This is a genomic window from Pseudomonas sp. Y24-6, from assembly GCF_020295325.1.
GTDB classification, from domain to species: Bacteria; Pseudomonadota; Gammaproteobacteria; order Pseudomonadales; family Pseudomonadaceae; genus Aquipseudomonas; species Aquipseudomonas gregormendelii.
In genome coordinates this window covers 337,022-355,280 of sequence record NZ_JACBXG010000002.1, presented here as the reverse complement: position 1 = coordinate 355,280, position 18,259 = coordinate 337,022, and the positions used below count along the sequence as shown (strand labels likewise).

Sequence of the window (18,259 nt, the reverse complement as noted above, 5' to 3'; positions counted from 1 at the left end):
GATGTTCATGGGGTTGTCGATCCGACGGTGCGCACTGCTTTTCCCGCTGTTGATGCTCGCCGGCTGCGGGCAACCCGAGGCGCCTGCGCTCGATCAGCAGCTCTACATCTGGCAACGCCAGTGGATGCCTGCTCATCAACACGCCTTGCGTGACAGCCGGGCTGATTTCTCTACGCTGCGGGTACTCGCTCTACAGTCATTTCCTCACGCCGGCTGGAGTCGGGCGCAAGTTGACGCCCATCTGTTACGACAAGATGGTCGCCCGCTGATCGCGGTAATCCGGCTTGATGGTCAGTTGAAGTCCCTGGATTCGCATGAAGTCATTGCGCAGGTCCAACAGTTGATCAGTGACTGGCAAGGGCAGGGCTTGACATTGGCCGGGGTGGAAATTGACCACGATGCCGGTGTTGCTCGACTGCCGGTCTATCGAAATCTGCTGAGCGAATTGCGCCAGGTGCTACCGGCATCCATGGGGCTGAGTATCACTGCATTACCCGCTTGGCTGAACAGCCCAGAGTTGCCGGCGCTTTTATCCTCCGTCGATAGCAGCGTGTTGCAAGTGCACGCAGTCAGCGATCCAAGAACGGGTTTGTTCCACGTGGAACAAACAAGAAAATGGACAGAGGCTTGGTCACGCAAAACTTCGAAACCGTTTTACCTGGCGCTGCCGGCATATGGCGTCGCGTTGTTGCCGGCGAGTAATGGCGGGCCGATCGTAGAAAGCGAAGTGCCCCTTGAGCGCGACGGGGATCGCCAGGAGTTGATGGCCGATCCCCAGCAACTTCGCAAGCTTGGCCTGGAACTGCGGGATCATCCCCCGGAGCACCTCGCAGGTCTAATCTGGTTCAGATTACCGCTGGCGAATGATCGCCGGGCCTGGAGCCTGACCATGCTGCGCGCTGTAGCACGCGGTGAGGCGCTCCGAAGCCAGGTGACGTTGCAACTTTCAGAGCATCAAGGCTTGTTCGATATCAGCATCATCAACTCAGGCAATCTAGACAGCCCATGGCCTGAACAGGTGACGCTGGCGGCTAGCGCTTGTGAAGGTGCGGATGCGCTGGCCGGTTATTCAATGCAGCAGACTTCAAACAGCCTGACCTTCAGCCGTCTACGAGAGGGCCGAGTAGCGGCACAGGGGCAGCGTGCCATTGGTTGGGCGCGCTGCAAAAAAATTGATCAAGGAGCGTCACATGTTGATCCGTAAGTGGCCCCATCATCTGCTATGCCTGACCCTCAGCCTGCCACTGGGGTCAGTGCTGGCCTGCGGCCCGGACTTCCCCATGCGGCTGTTGGACAACCGGGGGCAGACTCTATCGGAGCTGCCGGAGGGCAACTTCAACTTCGAGGTCAGTCGCCTTGGCGGCTCGATTGCCGGGCTGAAGAACATCGCACCCGCTACTGGCAATCAAGATTACAGTTACGGCGAAGAAGCGGGCCAACCCAGCCCGCGGGATCTGGCAGAGCAGGTCGGTTTGTCTGTGGAGCAACAGGCTCTGGTGAAGCAACTGCGCAGTGTGGCCGACGCGCGCCAAGTTGAAGTCGACGGCAAAGCACTGCCGCCCGAACTCATGTTCTACCTGGCGGGCGCGGCGGCCTTCAATGCAGCTGACTACGCGCTGGCTGCCGAGTACTTTCACAAAGTATTGGCACTGCCGGCAGATCAGCGCCCGCTACGCAGCACCTGGGCCGCCTATTCCTTGGGACGGGCATTGTTCGCCATGAACTCGCAAGTGGATACAGTGCCAAGCCTGTTGGCCCAGTCCCAGCTTGCTTTCGAGCAGACCCGTCAACTGAGCATTGACGGCTTCAGTGACCCCTTGGAGTTGGGAGTCGCCAGCCTCGGTGAAGAAGCCCGTGTGGTTCGCGCCGCAGGTGACTGGAACCGCGCCATTGAGCTGTATGCCACGCAGAACCGGCACGGATCGCCAGTGGGCTACAGCTCCTTGAAGCAACTGGTGGCTGAATTGGCCGCGATGCCCGAAACGTCTTTGGCGCAATTACTCCAGGGAAAGCCAGTGCAGCAACTGGTGACAGCTTCCTTGATCAGCCGACTGGGCTGGTCATTCGGGGAACAACCGCCGAACGAACTGAAGCTGATCAAGCTGCTTCAAAACAGCACGCGCGGGACCCTGGAAAACGCGGATCGGCTGGCGGCGGTCAATTATCAACAAGGTGATTACGCCAGCGCGAAAGCCTTTCTTGAGCACGCCGGGGACGGCGGCCTGGCTTGGTGGCTACGGGCGAAGCTGGCGCTGCGCGATGGCGACAAGGTCGCGGCAACCGCAGCCTATGCCAAAGCTGCTCAGGCCTTCCCGCAGAACGAATCATGGGGTGAGCGCAGGACCCCGGATTTTGATTACGAGTCGCTGCAACCCAAATGTCGGGTCGAGGGTGAGAGTGCAATTCTGGCGCTGCAGCGTGGAGATTACCTACAAGCGTTTGATCAACTCTACCGCAGCCAGGACATCTACTGGTTGGACGCGGCGACCGTGGCCGAGCGCGTGCTGACTGTCGATGAGCTCAAGCATTACGTCGACACCAACGTGCAGGTGCCAACGCCCTTTAGCCTGCAGGATGTTGAAACCTATGCGGCCCAAATAGAAGCAGAGGCTAGCGACCATGTCGCAGCCCCGCTAACGGTCGCGGCCAAACTACGCAACCTGCTCGGCCGCCGGTTGCTGCGCGAAGGACGCTACAACGAAGCGCCGGTTTACTTTGATAACCCCCGGTTGTTCAGCCTGGCGAAGTGGTACGGCGAGCTACGCCACGATGCAGAATCAAAATGGTGGCCGACCAAAAGGGCATTTGCGTACTTCCATGCGGCCGACTTGAGCCGTCACTTCGGCATGGAGTTACTGGGCTATGAGATGGCCCCCGACTACGCGACTTTCGAAGGCAACTACAGCCTTCAAAGCACCGAATTGAAAGTGGGGCCACTGTTGGCACAGGAAGAGTTCAGCCGTCAGCAAGCCAGCGCTGCACAGCCAGACCTGCGTTATCACTACCGCTATCTCGCCAACGACCTTGCCACTCGGGCCGCCGATAACTTGCCGCATACCAGCCAGGCATTTGCCGCTGTTTTGTGTGCGGCAACTGGCTGGAACGCTGATCCGGAGCAGAAACAGGTATTTTATCGGCGGTACGTCAACGAAGGGCCGTATGTCGATTGGGCCGTTCACTTCGGTGAGCGCTGCCCGTCCCCGGATTTTGGGAAGGCCGACCGACGTTACGTGACGCAGGCCATCAGTCCGGTCCGTAACGTCTTGCGGCCTTATAAAACGTGGCTGCAACTGGGCGCGGTGGTGGCATTTACCGCCTTTGCGCTGCTGCTGATCAACCGGCACAAGCGACGCAAGCAGACCTGATCAAGCCTGCTGGACGAACGTTAGGCGTATCGCAAAACCGATCAGCAGGCTGCCGAACAGCCATTGCTGCAAGCGCTGGGCCGAAGGGCTGTGTTGCAGCCAACGGCCCAGTGCGACGCCGGTCACTGCGTAGCAACATGTGTGTGGCACAATCTACTGGTTTATTGCCTATCAACCATTGGGATCTGCCAACTTATGAAGCTCGACGCCTACGACCGCAAGATCCTTGCCGCCCTGCAACGGGATGGTCGCCTGAGCAACGTGCAACTGGCCGACGAGATCGGATTATCCGCCTCGCCGTGCTTGCGTCGGGTACGGATGCTGGAGGAGGCCGGAGTGATCAGGGGTTATCAGGCCAATCTGGACCGTGACGAGGTAGGCTTGGGGCTGACGGTGTTTGTCGGGGTCAAGGTGGAACGCCATAACGACGAACAGGCCGAGGCGTTTCGCCTGGCCGTGACGGCATTGCCGGAGGTGATTTCGGCATTCCTGGTATCGGGCGAATCGGATTTTCTGCTGCAGGTGGTAGTACCGGACTTGCGCGGCTACGACCGGTTCCTCACGGGCCAGCTGTTGAAACTGCCCGGCGTGAGTGACATTCGCAGCAACTTTGCCATCAACACCGTAAAGGCTCCAGGCGCGTTGCCCCTGGAGCACCTGCCGCTCTAGCATCGGCTACATCTGCGTTGCCATCCCCTCCACATTCATCGCCGCCTGACGCAGCGCCTCGGAGCGGGTAGGGTGGGGATGGCAGGTCAGTGCAATGTCTTCGGCTGAAGCGCTGAACTCCATGGCCACGCAATATTCGCCGATCATCTCGCTGACACTGGGGCCCACGAGGTGCACGCCCAGAATTTCGTCGGTGCGCTCATCAGCCAGTACTTTCGCGAAACCTTCGGTTTCATGGTTGATCTTCGCGCGACTGTTGGCGGTAAAGGGAAACTTCCCGACCTTATACCCCCGACCTTCAGCCTTGAGCTGCTCTTCGGTCTTGCCGACGCTGGCCAGTTCCGGTCGGGTGTAGATCACGTTGGGGATCAGGTCGTAATTGACCTCGCCCGCTTTACCGGCGATTTGTTCCACGCAGGCCATGGCTTCGTCTTCGGCTTTATGCGCCAGCATCGGCCCGGAAGTCACGTCGCCAATCACCCAGACTCCAGCGGCTTCGGTGCGATGCCTTTTGTTGGCGAGCATCCCCCGCTTGTCCGTCGTCAGGCCCACGTTCTCCAGCCCCAGGCCCTCGGTGTAAGGCCGACGGCCGATTGACACCAAGACGTAGTCGGCCTCCAGCAGCTCGGCGGTACCTCCCGCAGCGGGCTCAACGCTTAGCTGCACTCCGGTTGCGGACGAGGTGGCGCTGGTGACTTTAGAGCTCAACTTGAAGCTGATCCCCTGTTTGCTCAACGAACGCTGCAGTGTTTTACCTGCCTCTGCATCAACGCCTGGACAGATGCGGTCGAGAAATTCCACTACCGTGACTTGCGCTCCCAGGCGCCGCCACACCGAACCCAATTCCAGACCTATTACCCCAGCGCCGATCACCACCAGATGCTTGGGCACTTCAGCCAGTGACAGCGCGCCAGTGGAGTCGAGGATTCGTTGATTGTCGATGCTGACGCCGGGAAGGGGCATGGGTTCGCTGCCGGTGGCGATGATGATGTCCTTGGCGCCGAGCTCGGTCTTGCCGCCTTCACTGTCGGTTACCGTGACTTTGCCCGGGCCATCGATGTGGCCCCAACCCTTGATCCAGTCGACCTTGTTCTTGCGAAACAGGAACTCGATGCCTTTGGTCAGGCCCCTAACGCTTTCGTCTTTCTGCTTCATCATCTGCGCCAGGTTCAGCACCGGTTTGACCTCGATGCCCAGGTTGGCAAATTCCGCCCCGCTGGCCGCTTCGTAGAGCTCCGAGGCATGCAACAACGCTTTGGACGGCATGCAACCAACGTTCAGGCAAGTGCCTCCCAGCGTGGTGCGACCTTCGACGCAGGCGGCCTTCAGGCCCAATTGGCCGGCCCGGATTGCTGCGTTGTAGCCGCCAGGGCCGCCGCCCAGTATCACGATGTCGTAGGTGCTCATGCTGTTCTCCTGGATGGAAGGCCATCGGAAATTAAAAGTAGTCCGGAGTTAATATTATGAACATAATATGTCTCGTGCGCCCTCGGTAGGGCAATTATAATTTTCAGAACTCCAGCAGTTTTCGGGAGTCATCTGGGAGGAGGGTGCAGGTTCTGGTGTTTTTTTGACCTGAAGATCCCTGGAAAGCCCGTTAAATCGATAGCCAGCTATTTTTCCAGGATGGTCTAACCTCTCATCAGACGTCTGAAACAAGGGGGATTCTCCATGCTCGCGCGTATTCCACCGGCCTTACAGAATCTGCAGTTACCGCTTCGCTTGAGACTTTGGGATGGCCATGAATTCAATCTGGGGCCGGCGCCTAGTGTCACGATTGTGGTCAAGGACCCACAGATGGTTTCCCAGTTCACCCGTCCGAGTCTGGATGCGTTGGGAGCAGCGTATGTCGAAGGCAAACTTGAGCTGGAAGGTTCAATTACCGACGTCATTCGCGTCTGCGATCAATGGAGCCAGGCCTTGATTGATGAGGACGATGCCGGTCAATTTGTGCGCACCGTGCATGACAAGGAAACCGACGCCAAGGCCATTTCTTATCACTACGATCTTTCCAACGCCTTCTACCAGCTCTGGCTCGACAGTGACATGGCGTACTCCTGCGCCTATTTCGAGACCGGCAGTGAATCCCTGGAGCAGGCACAACAAGCAAAATTTCGTCACCTTTGCCGCAAGCTGCGACTGCAATCCGGTGAGTATTTACTCGACGTGGGTTGCGGCTGGGGCGGGCTTGCGCGGTATGCCGCGCGGGAATTCGGCGCGAAAGTTTTCGGAATCACGCTGAGCAAGGAACAACTGGCGCTGGCCAGGGAGCGAGTCACCGCCGAGGGGCTGGACGACCTGGTAGAACTGCAACTGCTCGACTACCGCGACCTGCCTCAGGATGGTCGCTTCGATAAGGTGGTCAGTGTCGGTATGTTCGAGCACGTCGGGCACGCTAATCTCCCGGAGTACTGCAAGACGCTTTTTGGCGCGGTAAAAGAGGGCGGCCTGGTGATGAACCATGGCATTACCGCTAAACATACCGATGGGCGTCCGGTTGGACGCGGTGCCGGTGACTTCATCGGCAAGTACGTGTTTCCCAATGGCGAGTTGCCGCACCTGTCCATGATCTCGGCCGAGATCAGTGAAGTGGGCCTTGAGATTGTCGACGTCGAGAGCTTGCGCCTGCACTATGCGCGCACGCTGGACCACTGGAGCGAGCGCCTGGAAGACAATCTGGAGGCCGCCGCGAAGGAGGTGCCAGAGCAGGCTTTGCGGATCTGGCGGCTGTATCTGGCCGGCTGTGCCTACGCATTTGCCAGGGGCTGGATCAACCTGCACCAGATACTTGCCGTCAAAGCCCATCCCGATGGCAGCCATGAACTGCCATGGACCCGCGACGACATCTATACGCCTTAAAGAATTGGCGAAATAAGCCGGGCTATCCGCATGCCGATCTGTTGCAGGCGATGGGTCTCCCGGCTTTCCTCCTTGGCTATTTCATGGGCCAGGGCGAAATCGGCGTTCAGCATCTGCTCCACCTCCCCGGCGAAAGCACTGTCGACTGTCAGCAGCATCACTTCGAAATTCAACCGGAACGAACGGTTGTCGAGGTTCGCGCTGCCGATCGCGCTGATCTCGCTATCTATCAGCACCACCTTCTGGTGCAGAAAACCAGGCTCGTAGCGGAACACCCGAACACCGGCCCGGACCGCTTCGAAAGCGTAAAGGCTGGACGCGGCATAGACGATGCGGTGGTCCGGGCGCGATGGCAACAGCAGGCGCACGTCCACTCCGCGCAACACAGCCAGACGCAGGGCGGCGAAAACAGCTTCGTCAGGAATGAAATACGGGCTGGTGATCCAGACCCGCTGCGTGGCTGCGTGGATCGCCTCAACGAAAAACAGTGAGCAGGTTTCATAGGCATCTGCCGGGCCGCTGGCGAGTAATTGGCACAGCACTCCGTCATCCGGATAGACGTCAGGCAGTATCAGCGGGGGCAGCGAGCGCGCCGCCCAGAACCAGTCTTCGGCAAACGACTCCTGCATGCAGGCAACGACTGGGCCGCGTACTTCAACGTGGGTATCACGCCAGGGTGCCAGCGGTGGTTTTTCGCCCATGTACTCGTCGCCGACATTGTGGCCACCGACAAAGCCCAGCACACCATCGACCACCACAATTTTTCGATGGTTGCGGAAGTTCACCTGAAAGCGATTTAGCCAACCGCTGCGAGTGGCGAACGCCTTGACCTCAACACCAGCATCGCGCAACGGCTGGACAAAACTGTGGGGCAGGGAGTGGCTGCCAATGCGGTCATACAACAGATAAACCGCCACCCCTTCGGCGGCTTTTTGCAGCAGCAGGCTTTGCAGACGTTGGCCGAGGCGGTCATCGTGAATGATAAAAAACTGGATCAGCACCGCTTCTTTGGCGGAGCTTATTGCCGCGAAAATAGCTTCGAAGGTGGCGTTCCCATTGATCAGCAGGCGCACTTCATTGTTCGCCAGGCACGGCATTCGTCCCAGTTTAGGCATCGCTCGCAGGGACGCGTAGGCGCTGGATGCGCGCGCGGCCAGCGCTTCCTCTACCCAGGGTCGCCAATTAAGCTCGGAGATCGCTTTGCGCATTTCCTCGTTGGCCTGACGGCGAGCCTTGATATATCCATCAAACGTACTGCGGCCGAACACCAGGTAGGGGATGAGGGTGAAGTATGGGATAAACACCAACGACAGGGCCCAGGCGATCGAGCCTTGGGCCGTCCTTACGGTGAGCACTGCATTAATGGCCGCGATCGAGCCGAGCGTATGGAGCAGTGCAATCATGTAGCCGAAGATATGCGGTCCAAAGTAATCCATGGGGCAACCTTGCTCCTGAATAATCAATGCTTAACAGACCATGTTCCGTGCAGAATGTCGCTAATTAATTGGCCCATGAACCGATGCCTGTGGCTGACGTCTAACGGCCACTACTGATCAGGAGTTACACGATGAACGTTCGTCTGCTGGGTTTGGCCATGGCATTTGGTTTGGCACTTCCTGTGGCCGCTCAGGCGCAGATGCTTCAGCCAGGTTTGTGGGAATTGACTTCGAGCAACATGAAGGTCGACAACCAGGTCCTCCCGGATCTGCAACTGATTCTCGGGCAGATCCAGAGCCAGATGACGCCTGAGCAACGCGCTCAACTGGAGAAGCAAGGCATCACCATGGGTGGCAAGGGCATTCGCGCCTGCCTGACTCCGGAACAGGTAAAGACCGACAATATCCCCCTGACGGATCCTCAGTCGGGTTGCAAGCAGGAAATCACCGAGCGTACCGGCAACCAGTGGAAATTCCGGTTCAGTTGCCCGAAGGCCCAAGGTACCGGCGTGGCCACTTTCCTCAGCGATCGTGAGTTCACTACCAAGGTCAACGGTACATTCAACGCCACCGGTATTCAGCAGAAGGGTAGCCTCGATACTCGAGCCGTGTGGCTGGGTCAGGATTGCGGTACGGTCAAGCCTCGAGCCTGATCCCGCTTCCATTGGCTCTGTGCCACCGCGTCGTGGGCATGCAGGCTCTCTGCATGCACCACGCGTAGTTGAAACCCGTCGATTTCATCGCAGTGTTTGAGGGCAAAGTGCAGACGTCGCGCGGCGTCTTCGCAGAACATCAGGTTCTGTCCATTTGCCAACGCGAAAGCTTGTTCGTCGGCGCGCTTAACCGCTGTTTGTACTGCGGTGCCTAACGCCATTTCTGCTACATCTATTATTTTTAACAGTGGTAACTCCAACCCATCTGGAATTATCCGTACTTGCAGTTGTGCGCTGCTGCGCTGGCTGTGAGGTGTCGCAACAATTCCATTTGCGCCACCCAACCACACAAGCACCTCGGCATGCTGCAGAGTCCTGTTGGCGAAATCATCAATGAATTGCTTCTGGATCAGCTGCCGCGAAAGTGCGGCTGAACAGGGGCAGGTCGACGAGTAGATGACTTCGACAGTTAGTTCCACGTGGAACATTCCATTTTCCAGGCGCGCTTGAACACTCACCGGGTATGACCGCCAGCCGGATAATTGGGTGATCAGTGCCGGTCTTTTTAACAGCAGCTCAAAGTGGATGTTGAGGTAGGCACTGTTTGAAAGTCCCTGGTGAGTCCGCAGAAAGTACTGCAGTACCTGGCTCAAGCGCGCAGGCGTCAGCGCCTGTTGCTCAAGCGATTCTAATGCCAGGTACAGGCGTGACATGTGGATGCCACGTGCGTCGCCATCGTCCAGGCTGACCCCTGCATCGGCTTTTGCCGAGCAATGCTGGCCGTTGAGCACGATGGGAATGGCAATCCCGCGCATGCCGACCCAATCCAGCGGCAGTGTTTGGTGGGAGGCCTGGGTGGCGATATCCGGCAACGGCAGCGCGTTCATGAGGCAGTTCCATCGTAGAGGTAGATATTATATGTTATGTTATTACATATTAAATATACCACGCCTTTTCTCACAAGAGCGTGCAATGCCTACGAGGAATTTCGCATGCCCCACCGTCTACCCGTCACCGTGCTGTCTGGCTTTTTAGGCGCGGGCAAAAGCACGCTGCTCAACCATGTGCTGCGAAATCGCGAAAATCTGCGGGTGGCCGTGATCGTCAATGACATGAGCGAAATCAACATTGATGGCAGTGAGGTTCAGCGTGACGTCAGCCTGAACCGCGCTGAAGAGAAGCTCGTGGAAATGAGCAACGGCTGCATTTGCTGCACGCTGCGCGAAGATCTTCTGGAGGAGGTGAGCAAGCTCGCCAGGGACGGTCGTTTCGATTACCTGCTGATCGAGTCGACGGGAATATCCGAACCATTGCCGGTGGCTGAAACATTCACCTTCCGCGACGAACAAGGACAGAGCCTGGCCGATCTGGCGCGGCTCGATACCATGGTCACGGTAGTTGATGGGGTGAACTTTCTGCTCGACTACCAGGCCGCAGACAGCCTCGCATCAAGGGGTGAAACCCTGGGTGAGGGTGACGAGCGATCCATTACCGACTTGTTGATCGAGCAGATTGAATTTGCCGACGTCATTCTGATCAGCAAGGTCGATCTGATCAGCAGCAGCGAGCGCCTGGAGTTAATGGCTATTCTTGCGCGGCTTAACGCCCAGGCAGAGATCATTCCAATGGTCATGGGCGAAGTTGCCTTGGGCAGAATCCTGGATACGGGTCGTTTCGATTTCGACAAGGCCGCCCAGGCCCCTGGCTGGCTGCGAGAGCTACGCGGTGAGCACCTGCCGGAGACTGAGGAGTATGGCATCGCTTCCACCGCCTATCGGGCGCGTAAACCTTTTCATCCCCGGCGTTTTTTCGATTTCATCAACGGCTCCTGGGAAAATGGCAAATTGCTGCGTTCCAAGGGATTTTTCTGGCTCGCCAGCAAGCACATGGACGCGGGTAGCTGGTCTCAGGCGGGCGGCTTGATGCGCCATGGATATGCTGGGCGCTGGTGGCGTTTTGTGCCACAGGAGCAGTGGCCACAGGACGACGAAAGCATCGCTGCAATCCGAAAAAACTGGGCTGTCGACACCGGCGATTGCCGCCAGGAGCTGGTGTTCATCGGCCAGAATATCGACTTCGCAAAACTCACCGGCGAGCTGGACGACTGCTTGCTCACTGAAACAGAAATGGCATTGGGTGTGTCGGGCTGGCAACAGCTGACGGACCCGTTCGGACCGTGGTACGAGGAAGTCTCCTGAGGCTCAAGGCTTGAGCCAGTTGCCCTGGCTTTGTGCCTCGCAATAGGGCTTGAGGTACGCCTGATCGGTCACCACACCGTAATAGTGAATATCCTGCCGGTACGGCATATTGGCGACCTGGGCGTTGCTGCAGACGCCAAACGCTCCGGCAGGGCATTCGTTCACATACTGCACGTCGACCTTCTGCCCGGGCAGGTTGGGCTGGCAAAAACCATCGGCGAAGAGTTTTTCCGGTATGTTGCGGTTCTGCTGGCACACTTTCACATCCAGTCGCTCGGCGGTACTGTGAACCACGCAGGCCTGCGCCAGTACCTCGCCCGAGGTCAGCGCCAGGAGCAACGACAATCCCGTCAACCGCATCTTCTACCCCTTAGAATCCGTCAATCATGTTGCAGAACATCCCGACCCACATCATTGCCGGCCCCTTGGGTGCTGGCAAGACCAGCCTGATCAGGCATTTGCTTGAGCAGCGGCCCCAGAACGAACGTTGGGCAGTGCTGATCAATGAGTTCGGCCAGATCGGCCTGGATGCAGCGCTGTTAACCAGCGACGCCGATGGTATCGCACTGGGTGAAGTGGCCGGGGGATGTTTGTGCTGCGTAAACGGTGCGCCTTTTCAGATAGGGCTGGGACGTCTGCTGCGCAAGGCACGGCCCGATCGGCTGTTTATCGAGCCGTCCGGGTTGGGTCATCCGGCGCAATTGCTCAGGCAACTGAACGAGGGGCCCTGGCTGGGTGTACTGGCTGTACAGCCGTGTGTACTGGTCCTGGATGCCCAGGCACTAGCCCTTGGCAAAACCTTGCCACAGGCGCAACAGGAGGCGCTAGGCAGCGCCGGCTTGTTGTTGCTGAACAAGTCGGAACAGCTTAATGAAGCAGATCGCCAGCGCATCGCCGCCAGCCTGCCAGCGCGCCCACTGCACTGGACCCGGCAGGCAGCACTGCCGCTAAGCGCACTACCCGGGCTCGATGCTCGCGCTGTGGGGGCTGTGGATAACTTCATCGCGCACAAGGGGCTGGGACAGCTGCCGGCACTATGGACTGACCCTGCAACGCCGATTTGTCTCTGTCAGGAACAGCAGGGCAGCTGGAGCGTTGGCTGGCGCTGGCACCCGAGCCAGACGTTCCAATTGGCCCACGTCAGTCGATGGCTTGAGGGCATGGTGTGGCGGCGGGCAAAGCTGGTCATTCACAGCGATGCAGGTTGGGTGTCCGCCAATGCGCTGGATAACTCGCCGCTGCAATGGCGGCCCAGTGAGTGGCGCCTGGATTCGCGCATCGAGTTGATCTTTGATGCCCCAGGGGATGTGGTGACGCTACAAGAGACGTTGGCTGATTGCCTGCTCTAAGGTCTCCACTTGTTGTGATCCTGGCGCCATTGGCTCAGCTCGATCACTTCAGCGCGGGGTTTGACGATGTCGACCACCGCCGGTGATTCATCGAACGGCATCGGGTAGGGCGCCAGTTCGATCTGCGCGCTGTGTGCGCCGAATTGGGTGATCGTGCCGTTATGACGGCTTTCGCCGGTTACGGTGAATTCAAAGTTATACACACGGGCCAGGCGCCGGCGGTCGTTGGCATCCTTCATGAAGCCAATTTTTTTCAGCGCGACATTGCCGTCCAGCAACTCGATACCCAGCTTGGCGCAGTGCTGCTTGACCCGCTCAAGTGCGCGTTCGCGCAAACCATGGTTATGCCACAGCCACGCGCCAGCGGTGGCCAGCAGCATCAGCACGAAGATATTTCCGAGGGTCAGCATCAACAGGGTGCTCCAACAAGATAGTGTCAGCTTAACTGTGTCCCCGGTCTGTCGTACAGGCTGCGTTTAGTCGCATACTGCGCGGCTCGAATTTCGTTTGACGGAAACTCAGCGCATGAAACGTACACCCCATCTGCTCGCCATCCAGTCCCACGTGGTATTCGGCCATGCTGGCAATAGCGCCGCGGTTTTCCCGATGCAGCGGGTCGGGGTAAACGTATGGCCGCTTAACACTGTGCAGTTCTCCAACCACACCCAGTACGGCCAATGGGCCGGGGAAGTCTTGTCGCCGCAGCAGATTCCGGCGTTGGTGGAAGGCATCGCGGCGATCGGTGAGCTGGGCAATTGTGATGCGGTGCTCTCCGGGTACCTGGGCAGTGCGGCCCAGGGACGGGCGATCCTGACCGGTGTGGCGCGGATCAAGTCGATGAATCCCAAGGCGTTATACCTGTGCGACCCGGTGATGGGTCACCCGGAGAAGGGCTGCAGTGTGCCGCAGGAGGTCAGCGATTTCCTTCTGGAAGAAGCGGCAGCCGTGGCCGACTTCATGTGCCCGAACCAGTTGGAGCTGGACAGCTTTTCAGGGCGCCGCCCGCAATCGCTGTTCGACTGCCTGGCCATGGCGCGAGCACTGCTGGCCCGTGGCCCCAAGGCAGTGTTGGTCAAGCACCTGGACTACCCCGGGAAATCGGCGGATGTGTTCGAGATGCTGCTGGTCACAGCCGAGAACAGCTGGCATTTGCGCCGTCCGCTGTTAGCGTTCCCGCGGCAGCCGGTGGGCGTGGGCGACCTGACTTCAGGGTTGTTCCTGGCACGAGTGCTGTTGGGGGACAGCCTTGTGGCGGCGTTCGAATTCGCGGCGTCGGCGGTGCATGAGGTGCTGCTGGAGACCCAGGCGTGTGCCAGCTATGAGTTGGAATTGGTACGTGCTCAGGACCGCATTGCGCATCCGCGGGTGCGGTTTGAGGCGACTGCGATCAGCCTCTGATTTTGCGTTGAACCCATTCGCGGGCAAGCCCGCTCCCACAGGAAATCTGCCGGGTGCACAAATATTGTGTCCACTGACAATCTCTGTGGGAGCGGGCTTGCCCGCGAAAGCTATCTAAGGTCGGAACCAGACCTCAGGCGTCGCCCTTTATCTCCTGATAACGCTTTTCCAGCTCCTGACGAATCTGCCGGCGTTGCTGGGCCTGCACATATCGGCGTTTGTCTTCGCTGTTCTGTGGTTGCAGCGGTGGAACGGAGGCCGGCTTGCGGTCGTCATCTACCGCCACCATGGTGAAGAAACAGCTGTTGGTATGCCGCACCGAGCGTTCACGAATGTTCTCGGTTACGACCTTGATCCCGACTTCCATCGACGTGTTGCCGGTGTAGTTCACCGAGGCCAGGAAGGTCACCAGCTCGCCGACGTGAATGGGTTCGCGAAAGATCACCTGGTCCACCGACAAGGTCACCACATAGCGGCCGGCATAACGGCTGGCGCAGGCATACGCGACTTCGTCGAGGTACTTGAGCAGAGTGCCGCCGTGAACATTGCCAGAGAAGTTGGCCATGTCGGGGGTCATCAATACCGTCATCGACAGTTGGGCGTTTCCGGGTTCCATAGAGTGCTCACGGTTCAAGGCAGGTTATTGGGGGCGCACCTCTGCGGGTGCCTTGTCAGCTTTTTTCAAACCAACAGTTATCGGGACGCCGGGCGGGTGGCTGCCGTCACGCCCTGGCCGATCTGTTTCCATATATTGCACCGCCTTTCTGGCGGAAGTCGCGGTGTTACGCTCCAAAAGTCGACCCCAAGGAGCCCCACACCATGCATGCGATCAGTTTTATCCAGGATCTGGCAGTGATCATGTTGGTCGCCGGGGTGGTCACGGTGTTGTTCCACAGGCTTAAACAACCTGTGGTCCTGGGCTACATCGTTGCCGGCTTCATCATTGGCCCGCACACCCCGCCGTTCGGCCTTATCCACGATGAAGAAACCATCAAGACCCTGGCCGAACTCGGTGTGATCTTCCTGATGTTCTGCCTGGGCCTGGAGTTCAGCCTGCGCAAGCTGTTCAAGGTCGGCGCCACAGCGTTTATCGCAGCGTTCCTGGAAATCGTGCTGATGATCTGGATCGGCTATGAAATCGGCCGCTGGTTCGACTGGAACACCATGGATTCGCTGTTCCTTGGCGCGATCCTGGCGATTTCCTCGACCACTATCATCGTCAAGGCGCTGAACGACTTGAAGATGAAGAACGAGCGCTTTGCACAGTTGATCTTTGGCGTGTTGATCGTCGAGGACATCCTCGGCATCGGGATTATCGCCTTGCTGTCGAGCATCGCGGTGAGCGGTACCGTGAGCTCCGGGGAAGTCTTTTCTACGGTCGGCAAGCTGTCGCTGTTCATGATTGTCGCGTTGGTGATCGGCATTCTGCTGGTGCCGCGCCTGCTGGCTTACGTGGCCAAATTCGAAAGCAACGAAATGCTCTTGATCACCGTGCTGGGGCTTTGCTTCGGCTTCTGCCTGCTGGTGGTCAAGCTCGAGTACAGCATGGTGCTGGGAGCGTTCCTGATTGGCGCGATCATGGCGGAATCGCGGCAACTGCTGAAGATTGAGCGCCTGATTGAACCGGTGCGTGATTTGTTCAGCGCAATATTCTTTGTCGCCATCGGGTTGATGCTCGATCCGATGATCCTGCTGCAATATGCCTGGCCCATCGCGGTGATCACTGTTGCGGTGGTGCTGGGCAAGATGCTGTCCTGCGGCTTGGGCGCGTTTATCGCAGGCAATGACGGACGCACTTCACTGCGGGTTGGCATGGGGCTTTCGCAGATTGGCGAGTTCTCCTTCATCATTGCAGCGCTGGGCATGACGTTGCAGGTGACCAGTAATTTTCTGTATCCGGTGGCCGTTGCCGTGTCGGTCATCACCACGCTGCTGACGCCGTATCTGATCCGCGCGGCGGACCCCCTGTCGATCAAGCTGGCAGCGGTGATGCCTCAGCGACTGGGCCGGGTATTGGGCATGTATGGCGAATGGTTGCGCAGCATCCAGCCCCAAGGCGAGGGTGCGCTGCTGGCGTCGATGATCCGGCGGATTCTGTTGCAGGTCGGCGTCAACCTGGCGCTGGTGATTGCGATTTTCTTCTCGGGGGCATTTTTCGCCGAGCGCATGTCTGCCTACGTGCAGGACTGGATCAGTGATCCGAGCTGGCAGAAGGCGTTGATTTGGGGTGTGGCGTTGATCCTGTCGCTGCCATTTCTGATCGCTGCCTACCGCAAGCTCAAGGCGCTGTCGATGCTGCTGGCGGAAATGGGCGTCAAGCCGGAGATGGCGGGGCGTCATACGCAGCGGGTACGACGGGTGATCGCTGAAGTGATTCCGATCCTGTCGCTGCTGGTGATTTTCCTGCTGCTGGCGGCCTTGTCGGCGAGTATTTTGCCAACTAACAAGCTGCTGGTGTTGATCGTCGTAGTGGCGGCCGCTGTGGCTGCCGTATTGTGGCGCTGGTTCATTCGCGTTCACACGCGGATGCAGGTGGCCCTGCTGGAGACCCTGGACAATCACAAGGAATCGTCAGGCCATTGATTGAACCTGCAGCCAGCGGGCCGCTGCGCGGGCTGATGGCTGCAGAATACTGCGAGGCTCAGCTTTCCAGCCAGACGTCTCGGGCCCAGTGCCATACCGATTCCCAGGTTTCTTCGGCAATCAACTCTTCTTCGGCTTGCCAAAGCACCACGGTGCCGTCTTCTTCGACGCAGTAGTAGTCGTCGCCGTCCTGGCAGATCGGGATCAGGCTGCGATCGACGCCCGCATCCCAGGCATTGGCCGCCACGTCCGGAAGGTAGGTGTGGGACTGCGGGTCGGTAACCGTCACCGGCTCCAGGCTGCCGTAGACCACATCGCTGACGGTCAGCAAAAATTCTCTGAAGACGAATGGAATGTCGATGAACAGTTGCTCTTCGATCTCTACCAGCATGTCTTCGTCAGGCAGTTCCAAGGGGACTGGTACCGGTTCGTTGGCTTCACGCAGTTGTTCGATGATTTCTTCCACGTCCGGGATCCTCTTGCTGTTGGCGCGGTTTGGTTGGGGCGGTTTATACAGTAGCTTGCTATAGATGCAACCGCGAAATAGAAAACCCCAGCCGGGGCTGGGGTTTTTATTACAGCATTTTTTAAAGCAGCGGGTGATCAGCCGTTCTGGCGGATACCGGCTACCAGCCAAGGCTGGTTCTCGCCTTGTGGACGTTCCATGTTCCAGCTTTCGCTGAACACTTCGCCCTGGTCGAAGCGCGAGGTCTTCGACAGACCGCTGAAGGTCAGGGTGGCGATGGTTTTGTCCGCACGGTCATCCACGCCGTCCAGTTGCACATTGAGGTTATCAATGTAGGTGGACTGGAAGCTGTCGCCCAGATCAGCGCGCTCGCGCTTGAGGAACTCCAGCAGTTGCGGGGTCACGAACTCGGCGATCTTGTCCATTTCGTTAGCGTCCCAGTGCTGCTGCAGGGACTGGAAGTGGTTGCGAGCTGCTTCAATGAAATTGTTTTCATTGAACCAGGCTGGCGCATTGATCACCGGACGTGCGGCAACCGGCGCTGCTGCACCGCCGAAGATCGAACCCATGCCAGCAGGCTTGTGCTCGAACACTTCACGCTGCATTGGCGCGCCGGCCGGGGCCAGGTGCTCCTGCTGCTTGCGACGACGAGCGGCGATGAAGCGGAAGACCAGGAAGGCGATGACCGCCATGATCAGGATGTCGAAGATCTGCATCCCCTGGAAGCCGCCGCCCATGAACATGGAGGCCAGCAGGCCACCGGCAGCAATACCGGCCAGAGGGCCGAGCCAGCGCGACGCACCGCCGGCTTTGGCAGCGGCGCCAGCGGCACCGGCCGCGCCGGCAGTGGCAGCAGCGCCACCGGCAGCAGAAGAAGGAGCCATTTGGCTGGTCTGGTGAGTCGGCGCAGCGCCGGAGCTCTTGCCGCCACCAAAGCGCTTGGCGTTGGCGTCGAGGCTCATCGTCAGGCCGATGCACAACGCCATGGCGATGCTAAGAAAACGTTTCATAAAGGGAATTCCCATTTGTGGAAGGCACGCGCGCCATGTTGCACAGCTGAAGTGTTACTGGCTAGCGGCAGAGTGTTTCGGGCTTTTGCCTGACAGGTTCGGTTCAGCTTCGTCGAGGCAATAAGGTTATGTACTTTTGTCTGTAGGAAAAAGGGATAGGTTCACAGAGAAATGAAAACCTGTAGGAGCGGGATTGCCCGCGAAAGCCGTTTAGTACCTGGCATGGATGCCAGCTGATACACGGTATTCGCGAGCGAGCCGCACCGCCGCTCC

Annotated in this window: 17 protein-coding genes and 1 pseudogene; 9 read left to right on the top strand and 9 right to left on the bottom strand. The window is 58.6% G+C overall.

Annotation, left to right across the window (positions count from 1 at the left end; all coding sequences use genetic code 11):
* The first annotated feature begins 7 nt into the window (after nucleotides 1–7).
* Together HYI44_RS05370 and HYI44_RS05365 are read left to right on the top strand one after the other, a co-directional pair.
* Nucleotides 8–1,204 carry a DUF3142 domain-containing protein gene (locus tag HYI44_RS05370; protein ID WP_225568918.1) on the top strand — a complete coding sequence of 399 codons (1,197 nt, stop codon included), beginning with the start codon at nucleotides 8–10 and terminating at the stop codon, nucleotides 1,202–1,204.
* Entirely contained in the window at nucleotides 1,191–3,365 is a 2,175-nt protein-coding gene (locus HYI44_RS05365) for a hypothetical protein (protein ID WP_225568917.1), read from the top strand. The genes HYI44_RS05370 and HYI44_RS05365 overlap by 14 nt, the downstream gene beginning before the upstream one ends.
* On the opposite strand, the pseudogene HYI44_RS05360 reads toward HYI44_RS05365, so the two are convergent.
* Nucleotides 3,366–3,497: pseudogene (locus HYI44_RS05360) on the bottom strand (LysE family translocator); the annotation flags it as partial.
* A gap of 63 nt (nucleotides 3,498–3,560) precedes the next feature.
* On the opposite strand from HYI44_RS05360, the gene HYI44_RS05355 reads away from it, so the two are divergent.
* The gene (locus HYI44_RS05355) at nucleotides 3,561–4,034 is read left to right on the top strand and encodes an Lrp/AsnC family transcriptional regulator (RefSeq protein WP_045060854.1); all 474 of its coding nucleotides are present in this window, start codon (nucleotides 3,561–3,563) and stop codon (nucleotides 4,032–4,034) included.
* A gap of 6 nt (nucleotides 4,035–4,040) precedes the next feature.
* Here HYI44_RS05355 and lpdA read toward each other — a convergent pair whose 3' ends face one another.
* The gene (gene lpdA / locus HYI44_RS05350; protein ID WP_225568916.1) at nucleotides 4,041–5,441 is read right to left on the bottom strand and encodes a dihydrolipoyl dehydrogenase; all 1,401 of its coding nucleotides are present in this window, start codon (nucleotides 5,439–5,441) and stop codon (nucleotides 4,041–4,043) included.
* A gap of 264 nt (nucleotides 5,442–5,705) precedes the next feature.
* Between lpdA and cfaB the strand changes: the two genes are divergently transcribed.
* Nucleotides 5,706–6,893 carry a C17 cyclopropane fatty acid synthase CfaB gene (gene cfaB, locus HYI44_RS05345; RefSeq protein WP_225568915.1) on the top strand — a complete coding sequence of 396 codons (1,188 nt, stop codon included), beginning with the start codon at nucleotides 5,706–5,708 and terminating at the stop codon, nucleotides 6,891–6,893.
* Here cfaB and cls read toward each other — a convergent pair.
* Nucleotides 6,890–8,329 (bottom strand): cardiolipin synthase, encoded by a 1,440-nt coding sequence (cls, locus tag HYI44_RS05340; protein ID WP_225568914.1) that lies wholly within the window; start codon nucleotides 8,327–8,329, stop codon nucleotides 6,890–6,892. The genes cfaB and cls overlap by 4 nt on opposite strands.
* 131 nt (nucleotides 8,330–8,460) lie before the next feature.
* On the opposite strand from cls, the gene HYI44_RS05335 reads away from it, so the two are divergent.
* Nucleotides 8,461–8,982 carry a DUF3617 domain-containing protein gene (locus HYI44_RS05335; protein WP_225568913.1) on the top strand — a complete coding sequence of 174 codons (522 nt, stop codon included), beginning with the start codon at nucleotides 8,461–8,463 and terminating at the stop codon, nucleotides 8,980–8,982.
* On the opposite strand, the gene folE2 is transcribed toward HYI44_RS05335, so the two are convergent.
* Nucleotides 8,949–9,869: a GTP cyclohydrolase FolE2 gene (gene folE2, locus HYI44_RS05330; protein ID WP_225568912.1), complete on the bottom strand. Its 921-nt coding sequence runs from the start codon at nucleotides 9,867–9,869 to the stop codon at nucleotides 8,949–8,951. The genes HYI44_RS05335 and folE2 overlap by 34 nt on opposite strands.
* A 105-nt stretch (nucleotides 9,870–9,974) precedes the next feature.
* Between folE2 and zigA the strand changes: the two genes are divergently transcribed.
* A complete protein-coding gene (zigA, locus tag HYI44_RS05325) occupies nucleotides 9,975–11,180 on the top strand; it encodes a zinc metallochaperone GTPase ZigA (protein WP_225568911.1) in 1,206 nt (401 codons plus the stop codon).
* Between the two features lie 3 nt (nucleotides 11,181–11,183).
* Here zigA and HYI44_RS05320 read toward each other — a convergent pair whose 3' ends face one another.
* Complete coding sequence (locus HYI44_RS05320) at nucleotides 11,184–11,540, bottom strand: NADH:ubiquinone oxidoreductase (RefSeq protein ID WP_122840947.1); 357 nt, start codon at nucleotides 11,538–11,540, stop codon at nucleotides 11,184–11,186.
* A gap of 26 nt (nucleotides 11,541–11,566) precedes the next feature.
* Between HYI44_RS05320 and HYI44_RS05315 the strand changes: the two genes are divergently transcribed.
* On the top strand, nucleotides 11,567–12,529 hold the full coding sequence (locus HYI44_RS05315; RefSeq protein WP_225568910.1) for a CobW family GTP-binding protein: 963 nt from the start codon (nucleotides 11,567–11,569) through the stop codon (nucleotides 12,527–12,529).
* Here HYI44_RS05315 and HYI44_RS05310 read toward each other — a convergent pair.
* A complete protein-coding gene (locus HYI44_RS05310) occupies nucleotides 12,526–12,939 on the bottom strand; it encodes a DUF3301 domain-containing protein (RefSeq protein ID WP_045060845.1) in 414 nt (137 codons plus the stop codon). The genes HYI44_RS05315 and HYI44_RS05310 overlap by 4 nt on opposite strands.
* Before the next feature lie 115 nt (nucleotides 12,940–13,054).
* On the opposite strand from HYI44_RS05310, the gene pdxY reads away from it, so the two are divergent.
* Nucleotides 13,055–13,927, top strand: coding sequence for a pyridoxal kinase PdxY (pdxY, locus tag HYI44_RS05305; protein WP_122840950.1), 873 nt, complete (start codon nucleotides 13,055–13,057; stop codon nucleotides 13,925–13,927).
* A gap of 133 nt (nucleotides 13,928–14,060) precedes the next feature.
* On the opposite strand, the gene HYI44_RS05300 is transcribed toward pdxY, so the two are convergent.
* Entirely contained in the window at nucleotides 14,061–14,543 is a 483-nt protein-coding gene (locus tag HYI44_RS05300; RefSeq protein ID WP_045060843.1) for an acyl-CoA thioesterase, read from the bottom strand.
* Nucleotides 14,544–14,746: 203 nt separating this feature from the next.
* Between HYI44_RS05300 and HYI44_RS05295 the strand changes: the two genes are divergently transcribed.
* Nucleotides 14,747–16,510 carry a cation:proton antiporter gene (locus HYI44_RS05295; RefSeq protein ID WP_225568909.1) on the top strand — a complete coding sequence of 588 codons (1,764 nt, stop codon included), beginning with the start codon at nucleotides 14,747–14,749 and terminating at the stop codon, nucleotides 16,508–16,510.
* A gap of 58 nt (nucleotides 16,511–16,568) precedes the next feature.
* On the opposite strand, the gene HYI44_RS05290 is transcribed toward HYI44_RS05295, so the two are convergent.
* Together HYI44_RS05290 and HYI44_RS05285 are read right to left on the bottom strand one after the other, a co-directional pair.
* Nucleotides 16,569–16,976: an SMI1/KNR4 family protein gene (locus HYI44_RS05290; protein WP_034149364.1), complete on the bottom strand. Its 408-nt coding sequence runs from the start codon at nucleotides 16,974–16,976 to the stop codon at nucleotides 16,569–16,571.
* A 137-nt stretch (nucleotides 16,977–17,113) separates the two neighbouring features.
* On the bottom strand, nucleotides 17,114–17,986 hold the full coding sequence (locus HYI44_RS05285; RefSeq protein WP_205891758.1) for a Tim44 domain-containing protein: 873 nt from the start codon (nucleotides 17,984–17,986) through the stop codon (nucleotides 17,114–17,116).
* Nucleotides 17,987–18,259: the final 273 nt, after the last annotated feature.

What these genes read in the sequence shown, in the direction of transcription:
- HYI44_RS05370 (WP_225568918.1), top strand. Translation starts at nt 8, where the DNA reads ATGGGGTTGTCGATCCGACGGTGCGCACTGCTTTTCCCGCTGTTGATG.
- HYI44_RS05365 (WP_225568917.1), top strand. Translation starts at nt 1,191, where the DNA reads ATGTTGATCCGTAAGTGGCCCCATCATCTGCTATGCCTGACCCTCAGC.
- HYI44_RS05355 (WP_045060854.1), top strand. Translation starts at nt 3,561, where the DNA reads ATGAAGCTCGACGCCTACGACCGCAAGATCCTTGCCGCCCTGCAACGG.
- lpdA (WP_225568916.1), bottom strand. Translation starts at nt 5,441, where the DNA reads ATGAGCACCTACGACATCGTGATACTGGGCGGCGGCCCTGGCGGCTAC.
- cfaB (WP_225568915.1), top strand. Translation starts at nt 5,706, where the DNA reads ATGCTCGCGCGTATTCCACCGGCCTTACAGAATCTGCAGTTACCGCTT.
- cls (WP_225568914.1), bottom strand. Translation starts at nt 8,329, where the DNA reads ATGGATTACTTTGGACCGCATATCTTCGGCTACATGATTGCACTGCTC.
- HYI44_RS05335 (WP_225568913.1), top strand. Translation starts at nt 8,461, where the DNA reads ATGAACGTTCGTCTGCTGGGTTTGGCCATGGCATTTGGTTTGGCACTT.
- folE2 (WP_225568912.1), bottom strand. Translation starts at nt 9,869, where the DNA reads ATGAACGCGCTGCCGTTGCCGGATATCGCCACCCAGGCCTCCCACCAA.
- zigA (WP_225568911.1), top strand. Translation starts at nt 9,975, where the DNA reads ATGCCCCACCGTCTACCCGTCACCGTGCTGTCTGGCTTTTTAGGCGCG.
- HYI44_RS05320 (WP_122840947.1), bottom strand. Translation starts at nt 11,540, where the DNA reads ATGCGGTTGACGGGATTGTCGTTGCTCCTGGCGCTGACCTCGGGCGAG.
- HYI44_RS05315 (WP_225568910.1), top strand. Translation starts at nt 11,567, where the DNA reads ATGTTGCAGAACATCCCGACCCACATCATTGCCGGCCCCTTGGGTGCT.
- HYI44_RS05310 (WP_045060845.1), bottom strand. Translation starts at nt 12,939, where the DNA reads ATGCTGACCCTCGGAAATATCTTCGTGCTGATGCTGCTGGCCACCGCT.
- pdxY (WP_122840950.1), top strand. Translation starts at nt 13,055, where the DNA reads ATGAAACGTACACCCCATCTGCTCGCCATCCAGTCCCACGTGGTATTC.
- HYI44_RS05300 (WP_045060843.1), bottom strand. Translation starts at nt 14,543, where the DNA reads ATGGAACCCGGAAACGCCCAACTGTCGATGACGGTATTGATGACCCCC.
- HYI44_RS05295 (WP_225568909.1), top strand. Translation starts at nt 14,747, where the DNA reads ATGCATGCGATCAGTTTTATCCAGGATCTGGCAGTGATCATGTTGGTC.
- HYI44_RS05285 (WP_205891758.1), bottom strand. Translation starts at nt 17,986, where the DNA reads ATGAAACGTTTTCTTAGCATCGCCATGGCGTTGTGCATCGGCCTGACG.